The 10,916-nt window shown below is 41.5% G+C and carries 11 protein-coding genes; 5 read left to right on the top strand and 6 right to left on the bottom strand.

Features of this window, described 5'->3' with window-relative positions:
* The 3 genes from AN486_RS24530 to AN486_RS24540 form a co-directional block, all read left to right on the top strand.
* A partial coding sequence (locus AN486_RS24530; RefSeq protein WP_290602857.1) for a transposase occupies positions 1 to 624 on the top strand: 624 nt, incomplete at its 5' end.
* Between the two features lie 83 nt (positions 625 to 707).
* Positions 708 to 2,783 (top strand): SPFH domain-containing protein, encoded by a 2,076-nt coding sequence (locus AN486_RS24535; protein WP_053539835.1) that lies wholly within the window; start codon positions 708 to 710, stop codon positions 2,781 to 2,783.
* Positions 2,784 to 2,892: 109 nt separating this feature from the next.
* Complete coding sequence (locus AN486_RS24540; RefSeq protein WP_290602858.1) at positions 2,893 to 3,456, top strand: Uma2 family endonuclease; 564 nt, start codon at positions 2,893 to 2,895, stop codon at positions 3,454 to 3,456.
* On the opposite strand, the gene AN486_RS24545 is transcribed toward AN486_RS24540, so the two are convergent.
* On the bottom strand, positions 3,339 to 3,671 hold the full coding sequence (locus AN486_RS24545; RefSeq protein WP_290602860.1) for a DUF5615 family PIN-like protein: 333 nt from the start codon (positions 3,669 to 3,671) through the stop codon (positions 3,339 to 3,341). The two genes, AN486_RS24540 and AN486_RS24545, sit on opposite strands and share 118 nt — an antisense overlap.
* Entirely contained in the window at positions 3,664 to 3,990 is a 327-nt protein-coding gene (locus AN486_RS24550) for a DUF433 domain-containing protein (protein WP_290602861.1), read from the bottom strand. Before AN486_RS24550 ends, AN486_RS24545 begins: the two co-directional genes overlap by 8 nt.
* 64 nt (positions 3,991 to 4,054) lie before the next feature.
* On the opposite strand from AN486_RS24550, the gene fabG reads away from it, so the two are divergent.
* Positions 4,055 to 4,795 carry a 3-oxoacyl-[acyl-carrier-protein] reductase gene (gene fabG / locus AN486_RS24555; RefSeq protein WP_053539838.1) on the top strand — a complete coding sequence of 247 codons (741 nt, stop codon included), beginning with the start codon at positions 4,055 to 4,057 and terminating at the stop codon, positions 4,793 to 4,795.
* 110 nt (positions 4,796 to 4,905) lie between these two features.
* Here the strand turns inward: fabG and AN486_RS24560 are convergent, their stop codons facing one another.
* Positions 4,906 to 5,985, bottom strand: coding sequence for an MraY family glycosyltransferase (locus AN486_RS24560; RefSeq protein WP_290602862.1), 1,080 nt, complete (start codon positions 5,983 to 5,985; stop codon positions 4,906 to 4,908).
* A gap of 291 nt (positions 5,986 to 6,276) precedes the next feature.
* On the opposite strand from AN486_RS24560, the gene groL reads away from it, so the two are divergent.
* Positions 6,277 to 7,977, top strand: coding sequence for a chaperonin GroEL (gene groL / locus AN486_RS24565; RefSeq protein WP_168635446.1), 1,701 nt, complete (start codon positions 6,277 to 6,279; stop codon positions 7,975 to 7,977).
* 77 nt (positions 7,978 to 8,054) lie between these two features.
* Here the strand turns inward: groL and AN486_RS24570 are convergent, their stop codons facing one another.
* From AN486_RS24570 to thrC, 3 genes are all read right to left on the bottom strand, one after another.
* Positions 8,055 to 8,540, bottom strand: coding sequence for a DUF2996 domain-containing protein (locus AN486_RS24570; protein ID WP_290602863.1), 486 nt, complete (start codon positions 8,538 to 8,540; stop codon positions 8,055 to 8,057).
* 276 nt (positions 8,541 to 8,816) lie between these two features.
* On the bottom strand, positions 8,817 to 9,092 hold the full coding sequence (locus AN486_RS24575) for a MoaD/ThiS family protein (protein WP_053539842.1): 276 nt from the start codon (positions 9,090 to 9,092) through the stop codon (positions 8,817 to 8,819).
* A 326-nt stretch (positions 9,093 to 9,418) separates the two neighbouring features.
* Positions 9,419 to 10,723 carry a threonine synthase gene (thrC, locus tag AN486_RS24580; RefSeq protein WP_053539843.1) on the bottom strand — a complete coding sequence of 435 codons (1,305 nt, stop codon included), beginning with the start codon at positions 10,721 to 10,723 and terminating at the stop codon, positions 9,419 to 9,421.
* Between the last annotated feature and the right edge of the window lie 193 nt (positions 10,724 to 10,916).

Genomic DNA, 10,916 nt, shown 5'->3' on the forward strand with positions numbered 1-10,916 from the left:
GTCAAATCAGCGGTGGGTATTGACGTAGGAATTAATAAATTAATTTCTTTGTCGGATGGTTCATTTATTGAAAATCCTAAATTTGCAACTAACAAAAAAGTCCGTCGTCAATTAAGAATCAGACAGCGCCGGGTTAACCGTAAAGTCAAGGGTTCTAATAATCGTAAAAAAGCCGGGAAAAGAGTCGCCAAACTACATAAAAAGATTGCAGATAAACGGAATGATCATCAATGGAAAGCAGCTAATAAAGTTGTTAACACCGCTGAGGCAATTGTCCAAGAGCATCTAAATGTTAAGGCTATGAAGTCCCGCTGCAAACCCAAAGGTGAAATCATTCCAGTACAAGCATTACTAGATACAGGTTTTACAGGTTGGTTAGCAATTGATGATCAGGATGCTATAACCTTAGGATGGTTACAGGAAAACCAGAAAGAAGATATGCAGACAGCATACGGCGAAGCTCAGTTTAATCTTTATCAAGGAACTGTATTTTTAGATGAAGAAGAGTTGATCATCCCAGTGTTGGGTGGAAATGAACTGCAAGATATTCTTTTAGGTGTACGTTGGCTACAAAGTAAGCGACTAGTAGCAGATTTTACCGCTATGGTGCTAACATTGGGTTAAAAAATTACATTAAGTTTAAGAAAAATCATTCCCTCCTGATGAAGTGATACCTTAGATGATTAATTGCCCAAAGAGGCAGATATATGAAAAGCTTTCCATTTTTTCTTGATAAAAGTAAGCAAAATAAGTTTGTCAGCTTGGCTACATCTGCAATTGCAGCCTTAGCCTTAGCAGGTGGTGTTAATGCTGTTAATGCCACTCCCATAAAAACACTGACAGCCAAAGAATTAACTTCTGTTTCTATTCCCTCTACTCAAAATCAACCTGTAGTTACTCAATCAGTAACTCGTCCAATCCCCTATCAATCAATGGGAATTGAGCCTTTAATCATTATTCCCGTGATTATTATTGGCGGTTGTTTCTTCTTTGGTGGACTGGTGGTTATCGGTGAACGGGAAGTGGGAATTGTGGTGAAAAAGTTCACCCTGTCAGGTAAAGGATTACCTCCTGGTAGATTAATTGCCCTCAATGGTGAAGCGGGTTTGCAAGCAGATACCCTCGCCCCTGGTTGGCACTGGGGTTATTGGCCTTGGCAATATGCAGTGAAAAAAGAGTCGGTAATTGTTGTCCCCCAAGGTCAAATCGCTCTGATTGTCGCCGCTGATGGGGCTTCTAACCCTCCAGAACGGATTTTGGGCAAAATTGTCGAATGTGATAATTTTCAAGATGCTCGGAAATTCTTAACCAAAGGTGGGGAGAAAGGACGGCAAATTGCTTTTATCACCGCAGGTACTTACCGCATCAATACAGCGCTGTTTAAAGTGATTACAGCAGCAAATGCCAGTAAAGAGGGTATGCGTCCAGAACAGTTACAAATCTATGAAATAGCAGCGGAAAAAGTTGGTATTGTGACTACTTTGGATGGTTCACCAATTGCCGCAGGTGAAATTGCTGGGCGTGCTATTACCGGACATAATAATTTTCAAAATGGTCAAAAATTTATTGACGCTGGAGGACAACGGGGTTTACAAGAACAGGTGTTATTATCGGGTTCGTGGAATCTCAATCCTTGGTTGGTAAGTATTGAACAAGTACCGATGACTCAAATCCCTATCGGCTATGTGGGTGTGGTGATTTCTTTTGTTGGTGAAGAACAGGAAGATGTGAGCGGGGCATCTTTCACTCACGGAAATTTGGTCAATCAAGGACATAAGGGTGTTTGGGTTGAGCCTTTATATCCTGGGAAGCACCCGCTCAATACTAAAGTGATGAAAGTTGAGCTAGTGCCGACAACAAACATTGTCTTAAACTTTACTGATAGAATTAGCGGTCAGCATGGGTATGATACGAATTTAACGGCGCTGAAACTTCTGTCATTTGATGGTTTTAGCTTTGATTTGGAGATATTCCAAATTATTCACATTGGTGCGTCAGATGCTCCGAAAGTGATTTCCCGCTTGGGTTCGATGCAAAATGTCATTGATCAGGTTTTGCGTCCCATTGTGGGGAATTATTTCCGCAACTCGGCTCAAGAATATACTATCCTGGATTTCTTGATTGCCAGAAGTGAGCGTCAAGTTGAAGCCTCTGAATACGTTAAATCTGCCTTACGTGCTTATGATGTGCAAGCAGTGGATTCGTTGATTGGTTTGATTACGCCACCGAATGAATTAATGCACACGCTGACAGACCGGAAAATTGCTGAGGAACAACGCAAAACTTACGAAGTTCAGCAAATGGCAGAAACCCAACGACAAATGTTAGTCCGGGAAACAGCGATCGCAGATATTCAGCAAGAGTTGGTAAAATCGGAACAAGGTGTCACAATTGCCGAGTTGCAAGCTAACGCACAAATTCAGCAAGCAACAGGTGAAGCTGAAGCCACTAAACTCAAAGCCATAGCGGAAGCTGAAGGTATCCGGGCGACAGGTAACGCGAAAGCAGAAACCTATCGGACAGGGGTACAAGCATTGGGTTTGCAAGGTTACACAGCGATGCAGCTAATGCAAATTGTGGGCGATCGCAGTGTTCGCATTATTCCTGATATCATTGTTGGTGGTAATAATGGTAGTAATAATGGTTTAGCAGATGGTTTATTGTCTATGATTCTTTTGAATCAAACTAATAGCAAAACCCATCTAGAATCGAAAATCCCTACACCTCCACCTCTTCCTAATCCTGTAGTTGCTAAAGCTGAATCTATTAATCATAACAGTTAAGATTCAGATCCCCGACTTCTTAGAGAAGTCGGGGATCTTGTTCTTGTGAATGTTTTTATTGAGAGTAGTGATAAAATTAAAATTAAAATTAAATTATGGGGTTAAATAAATGACAACAACAGTTGCAAAAATCATTCCCATAGAAGAATTTTTAAAGCTGGGTTTTATTGATGAATCACCAGCTTGGGAATATATTAATTCAGAAGTAATTCAAAAACCAATGGGTGGCGGTAAACACAGTTTATTACAAAAAAAATTAATAGCAGTTATTGACACAGCAACAAGTGACTATGAAGCTTTTCCAGAAATGCGTTGTAGCTGTGGAAATCGTTCTGTAGTTCCCGATGTTCTGGTGATTGCTACTGATCAAATACCATTAGATGAAAGCGGTGATATTATTAGCAGTGGGATTAATTTTGCACCTCTTTGGGTAATTGAAATCCTTTCACCTAGCCAAAGTCAGACTAAGGTAACTGGTAATATTTTACATTGTATTAAACATGGTACTAAACTTGGTTGGTTGCTTGATCCAAGTGAGCGTTCGATTTTAGTTTATCAGCCTAATACTTTACCAGATTTGTTAACTGGAACAGATAGATTACCAGTTTTAGAAGGTGTGAATTTAATCATCACAGTTGAGGAAGTATTTGCTTGGTTGCAAATAAAGAGGTAAATATCAAGCTGGCGACTCGCAATAATCAAAAAATCTGTATCTTGGGTAAACAGCACTCGTTGCGTTTTCTGAATAAACCCTAATTGGACTTCATCAGATTGAGTGCGTAATCCCACATTATTAGTTGTTGTCACATCAATTCCATAACGACGCAACCCAAGAGCGATCGCAGGATCAGCATTTTCATCTAAATGAAAGCGAATTTTTTCACTCATTTCTCAACTGTTTGAGTTTTTCTTGAAGACGTGAAGGATAATTTTGTTTCAGTACCTCAACCAATTCATCCTCTTGCACAGTCCTTGCATCAATTTCATCTCGATGATCAAAATAATAAGCCATTGCTGCATAAACAGATGCCAGAGACAAGTCATATTTACCAGCAATTTCTACTAGAGAATACCCTAGTTTTAAATGTAGAACTGCTATATCCTCCACCGCAATACGAGTACCAGCAATTCGGGGTTTTCCACTTCGGACATCAGCAGCAATTTCGATGTATTCTTGACTAACTAACTGCATCAATAAATTTTTCACCTCCGTCTAACTTAAAATTATAAGATAATTAGCGCGGTATCTCCACAAAATTGAGGAAAAATAGATGAGTTTATTAAAAGATCAGGTTGCAATTGTCACAGGTGCATCACGGGGAATTGGTAGAGCGATCGCTATCCAATTAGCATCTCAAGGTGCAAAAGTAGTAGTTAACTACGCTAGTTCCAGCACAGCAGCAGAGGAAGTAGTCGCAGAAATTACAGCAGCAGGAGGAGAAGCGATCGCCCTCCAAGCAGATGTTTCCCAAGAAAATCAAGTAGATACACTCATTAAAACCACCTTAGAAAAATTCCAGCGCGTGGATATCTTAGTCAACAATGCAGGTATTACCCGTGACACCCTGCTATTAAGAATGAAATTAGCAGAATGGCAAGCAGTCATAGACCTTAACTTAACTGGAGTATTTTTATGTACAAAGGCTATCAGTAAAATTATGCTCAAACAACGTTCCGGGCGGATTATTAACATCGCTTCCGTCGCGGGACAAATGGGCAACCCTGGACAAGCCAACTACAGCGCAGCCAAAGCCGGAGTAATTGGCTTTACCAAAACAGTAGCTAAAGAACTCTCTTCTCGTGGCATTACCGTCAATGCCGTTGCTCCTGGTTTTATTACCACTGACATGACCAGCGATATCAAAGCCGATGGTATCCTGCAATATATCCCCCTGGGGCGTTTTGGTAAACCAGAAGAAATTGCTGGCATGGTGCGCTTTTTAGCAGCAGATCCCGCCGCAGCTTATATCACAGGACAAGTATTTAATGTTGATGGCGGTATGGTGATGTAATTTGTCAGTGGTCAGTGGTCAGTGGTCAGTTGTCAGTTGTTAGTGGTCAGTTGTCAGTTGTTAGTTGTCAGTTGCAAAAGAATATTTTTCTCCCTAACTCCCCCAACTCCCTATTCACGGATTATTCTTTGTCCAAGGGTAAAGCCTAACAGCAAAATAATACCGACAGCAGTAGCCAGCATCACAGATAAACTCATACCCTGGACTTTCATAGCCAGTAAATTACAACCTAAAGTAATTGACCATAAGATAAAAGCTGCATTGCGTTGGGATAGTCCCCAAGCCAACAAGCGATGATGGATGTGGTCTTTACCTGGTGTACTCAGAGGGTTTTTGCCTGCCATGAGCCGGCGAACAAACACTTGAGTAGTGTCGATAACTGGCAACAGCAGAAATAAAACCGTCGGGATTAGGGCATAGATTGTATTTAATTGGAGTTTGCCTAAAATGCTGGTTGCTGCTAACACATAGCCAAAAAAGTATGCACCAGCATCACCCATAATGATGTGTGAGGGGTGAAAATTATGGCGTAAAAAGCCCAGTGCCGCCCCTCCCAAAGCCGCTAAAACCAAAGTAGCAGCAGCGCGATTATCAAACTGGGCAGACACGCCTAACAAACTGATAGCAGTGATAAAGCTGATGCCACCAGCCAAACCATCCATCCCATCCATGAGGTTAACAGCATTAGTGATCCCCACCACCCACAGCACCGTTAACGCCATAGACAAGAGGGAATCAATGGGTGTACCAAAGGCAACTTTGATGCTAATGCCATTACCAACCAACAGAAGTGCTGTTGTTACCTGCGCCCATAAACGCACAGATGGAGGTAAACCAAACTGGTCATCGATAAAGCCCACTAAAACTAAAATTGAACCACCGAGGAGAATCGTTAAGACCTGAGCTAAAACCCCTTGCAGTTCAATTGGCCGCAAGAGACTAGCTAAGACCAAAGCCGCAATGACACCCGCGTAGATTGCCAAACCTCCCGCATTAGGTAAAGGTTCTTGATTCAATCGTCGGGCGTTGGGTTGATCTGCCCAACCTACCTCTAAGGCAAATTTGCGAATTGTGGGAATTAAACGCCAGGTGACAACTAAAGCTAATAGAAACGTAAATACTACAGCTAACCAGCCGGAGCCGCTAGGGTCAGCAATGCCAAGGGATTTAAGGGAGTTTGCTAAGTTCATCTGCTCCCAATATAATCATTAGTTTTATGGTCAAACATAAGTAAGTAGGTTGGTGTTGAAAATTGTCGTTATGGCAAGGCAAAAGGCAAAAGGCAAGAGGCAAGAGTGAAGAGGGTTTGGGCGATTTTACATTTCTTTACACAGTTTGGTTTTATTGTGTTCACCTACTTATCAACTGTTAATATTAATCAATTTTGGGATTTTGATTGTTAATCTAAATTGGGGAAAGGGATTAGCACTCTTGGTCAGTGAGTGCTAAATTGTCTAATGGAAGCAATAGAAAAATAAAACATGACTAAGATTATTGCATTTAATGAAGAATCACGGCGTGCTTTAGAAAAGGGTATTAACGCCCTGGCAGATGCGGTGAAAATCACTTTAGGTCCAAAAGGTCGTAACGTCCTATTAGAGAAAAAATTTGGTATTCCCCAAATTGTTAACGATGGTATCACTGTTGCTAAAGAAATTGAACTAGAAGATCCTCTAGAAAATACTGGCGCTAGACTAATTCAGGAAGTAGCATCAAAAACTAAGGATATAGCTGGGGATGGGACTACCACTGCCACAGTTCTAGCACAAGCCTTGATTAAGGAAGGTTTGAAGAATGTAGCTGCGGGGACAAATCCCATCAGTTTAAAACGGGGTATTGATAAAACCGTTGAGGCGCTGGTAAAGGAAATTGCCAATATCGCTAAACCTGTAGAAGGAAGTGCCATTTCCCAAGTTGCCACAGTTTCCGCTGGTAATGATGCGGAAGTTGGACAAATGATAGCACTGGCGATGGAGAAAGTGACCAAAGACGGTGTTATTACCGTTGAAGAATCTAAATCCTTTACTACTGAACTAGAAGTGGTAGAAGGAATGCAGGTTGATAGAGGTTATATTTCTCCCTACTTCATCACCAACAACGAACGGATGACAGTAGAGTTTGAAAACGCCCGCATCCTGATTACTGATAAAAAAATCAGCAGCATTCAAGATTTAGTCCCCATTTTGGAAAAAGTTGCCCGTTCCGGTCAACCTTTATTGATTATTGCCGAAGATGTAGATGGTGATGCTTTAGCAACTTTGGTTGTGAATAAAGCGCGTGGTGTATTAGCGATCGCTGCGATTAAAGCTCCTGGTTTTGGCGAACGTCGCAAAGCTATGTTAGAAGACATTGCCATTCTCACCGATGGACAAATGATTTCTGAAGACATTGGCTTAAGCTTAGATACTGCCACTTTGGAAATGTTGGGAACTGCGGAGAAAATCCACATTGACAAGGAAAATACCACCATTGTGGCTGGTAATGCTGCTAAACCAGAAATCCAAATTCGGATTGAGCAAATTCGTAAACAGTTAGCCGCAACTGATTCCGACTATGATACCGAAAAACTGCAAGAACGCATTGCTAAGTTAGCCGGTGGGATTGCCGTGATTAAAGTCGGTGCCGCTACAGAAACCGAACTCAAGGACAAAACCTTGCGGATTGAAGACGCACTCAACGCTACCAAAGCCGCAGTAGAAGAAGGTATTGTTCCTGGTGGTGGTGCAACCTTAATTTATCTATCTACCAAGATAGAAGCAATTAAAAACAGCCTCACCCCCGAAGAAAGAATTGGTGCTGATATTGTTAAAAAAGCTTTAGAAGCTCCCCTGCGGCAAATCTCAGAGAACGCTGGGGCAGAAGGTTCTGTCATTGTTGCCAGAGTTCGGGAAACTGATTTGAATATCGGTTATAACGCAGCTACAGGCGAATTTGAAGACTTAATTGCTGCTGGTATTATTGATCCCGCAAAAGTGGTTCGTTCCGCTTTACAAAATGCTTCTTCTATTGCCAGTATGGTACTAACCACCGAAGCCATTATTGCTGAAAAGCCTGAAAAACAATCCGCTGGGTCCCCTGATGGTGGCATGGGTGGTATGGGCGGTATGGGCGGTATGGGCGGTATGGGCGGTATGGGTGGCATGGGTGGTATGGGTGGCATGGGCGGCATGGGTATGTTCTAATTTGCCACTTTCCCAAATCCATATATAAATAACCGAATAACCCACCCCTAAACTTAGTAAGGGTGGGTTTTTTTAAGCTAATTTCTACCTAGCCACTTTTGTCCATTTAAGCGATACACTAACCGAGATACCAATAAATCTAGGGTAATTTTACGCTCATCAATTAAAAACGATTCCAAGGTACTTGGTTTTTTACCTTCATTACAGGAAAATCCCTTTTTACCTTGAATATTGGCTTCAGGGAAATATACGTTAAACTGGCGCTGTCCCCCTTGCCAAGAACCGATAACTTGCCAACATTCTTCTGCTGAATTAAAACCAATAATAGAATACTTCTGCTTGGCAAAAGCCAGCTTCACATCTGGCACACCTTCTTTAGTAATTGCCTCTTGTAACGCTGGTAGGTAATGTTGCTGCATAAACTCTTCAAAAGGCTTATCTTCCAACGCTGGGGGCTTTTCCTTTTTGGCAGCTTTAGTCTCTGCTGGGGGCTTTTCTGGGGCGGTTGCAGCAGGATTAGAAGCTACATCTCCCGCTTGATTTTGATTAGTTTCTTCTGCCATTGCTCATTTTGGGTAGTCAGTTATTTTTATTTTGACATACCAGAGCATAGCTACAGCTATTTAGATATAAAATAAGATTTTAAGAGTAATTAACCGCAGATTAACGCAGATTAGCGCAGATAAAGACGGATGAATTAATAAGTTTCATGATTCTGTGCAGCTTGGCCTATCATTGGGATAAAATCGTTTAAATAGTAACTTTTCACGAAGTATGTTGGATAAAATGGGTAATGGGTAATTTGGGACTTTTAAAATCCCATACCCTCCAGCGATATTTCAACCACCTGCAACAGCGGGAACAATACTCACTTCATCTCCATCTTTGAGGACTGTTTCTGCCCCTTCTAAAAAGCGGATATCTTCACTATTGACATAGAAATTCAAAAACCGTCTGAGATTGCCTTCATCATCACACAAACGTGCTTTGATTCCAGGACAGCTTACTTCTAAGGAATTTAATAATGCAGAAATATTACTAGCAGTACATTCTAAAGTAGCTTGTTCGTTTGTAAATTTTTGCAAAGCAGTGGGAATTAAAACTTTTACAGCCATTGTTTAAACGTTAATTGTTAGTGAGTGATTTGCTTGGTAGGGGTAAAGCAAAAGCTTAATGGTGTCAACTTAAGCTACAGATGTCTTATTTGTTGGCTTCCACACCCACCCAGAAATGAATTTCCGGGCTAATAGCGAAAGTAAACTAAAGTTTACTCAAAAATTTCCGGGTTATTTAGTCATCAAAAGACAACTTCTGCTATTAGACTGGGAATATGGCTAACGCCACGCTACGCTATCATTCCCAGGCGGGCTACAGGTTTTACGTTAAGTTGACACCAATGAAGCTCTTGCTTTACCCCTACAATTAATTGGTAGTGAAAGGATTAGACTGTAACTTCTTGCCATTCTAAACGGTCAAGTGTGCGGGATCTTTCTAAAGCCCGTTCAAAACTATCTAGTTTAGCATCAATAGTTAAAGGTTCGCCAATATAACCTTGAATTGCTTCCTGGGTTTTCAAACCATTGCCAGTAATATAAACTACTGTAGTTTCATCTGGATCAATTTTGCCAGCTTCTACTAGTTTTTTCAGAACTGCAACGGTTGTACCCCCTGCGGTTTCCGTAAAAATGCCTTCGGTTTCTGCTAAGAGTTTGATACCTTCGATAATTTCCGCATCATTAACTGATTCAATATTACCGTTGGTTTTTTGAGCTATTTCTACAGCATATACCCCATCAGCCGGGTTGCCAATAGCAATTGATTTAGCAATTGTATTCGGTTTAACTGGTTGAATGAAGTCTCTACCTTCTTTAAAAGCTTTCGCAATTGGGGAACAACCTTCCGCTTGAGCGCCACTGAAACGGACATCTTTCGCTTCTACTAAACCAACTTTGACAAATTCTTGGAAACCTTTATAAATTTTGGTAAACAGAGAACCAGAAGCCAAAGGAGCAACTATATGATCTGGTAATTGCCAACCTAGTTGTTCTGCAACTTCAAAACCTAATGTCTTAGAACCTTCGGAATAGTAGGGACGCAGGTTAATATTCACAAAACCCCAACCGTGGGTATTGGCGACCTCCGAACAAAGACGATTAACTTGATCATAGTTGCCTTTCACAGCCATTAGAGTTGGACTATAAATCAAGCTACCGATAACTTTACCAGCTTCTAAGTCAGAAGGAATAAATACACAACAATCTAAACCGGCATGAGCTGCGATCGCCGCGGTAGAATTGGCTAAATTACCTGTACTAGCACAAGAAACAGTCGTAAAACCTAATTCTCTTGCTCTACTGAGGGCAACGGACACCACCCGATCCTTAAAGCTCAGGGTGGGCATATTGACGGCATCATTTTTAATATAAAGTTTATTTAGACCCAGGCGACGGGCGAGACGGTGGGAACGCACCAATGGAGTCATCCCTGTGCCTACATCTATAAAATTATCTGTAGCAACGGGCAAAAAGTGACGGTAGCGCCAAATCGAATTAGGACCAGCTTCAATAGTTTCTCGACTAACTAAGCTCTTGAGAACATTGTAATCATATTTGACTTCCAACGGTCCAAAACACAACTCACAGACATGAGTAGCTTTGAGTTCGTATTCTGCTCCACACTCTTTACACTTCAAAGCCTTGAGGATAGAAGTGTTCGCTTGGTTGAGGTTTGTAATCGCCTGAGTCATAATCTTGCTTTCCCTGGGTATCCGTCAACTTTGGAATCATACTAACACGAGGCAAAATCCACGTCAAACATACCCGACTATTTTTATCGGGTTTAATTAGAGGCAAGAGGCAAGAGGCAAGAGGCAAGAGGCAAGAGGCAAGAGGCAAGAGGCAAGAGGCAAGAGGCAAGAGGCAAGAGGCAAGAGGCAAGGC

Source organism: Anabaena sp. AL93 (assembly GCF_001672085.1).
GTDB classification, from domain to species: domain Bacteria; phylum Cyanobacteriota; class Cyanobacteriia; order Cyanobacteriales; family Nostocaceae; genus Dolichospermum; species Dolichospermum heterosporum.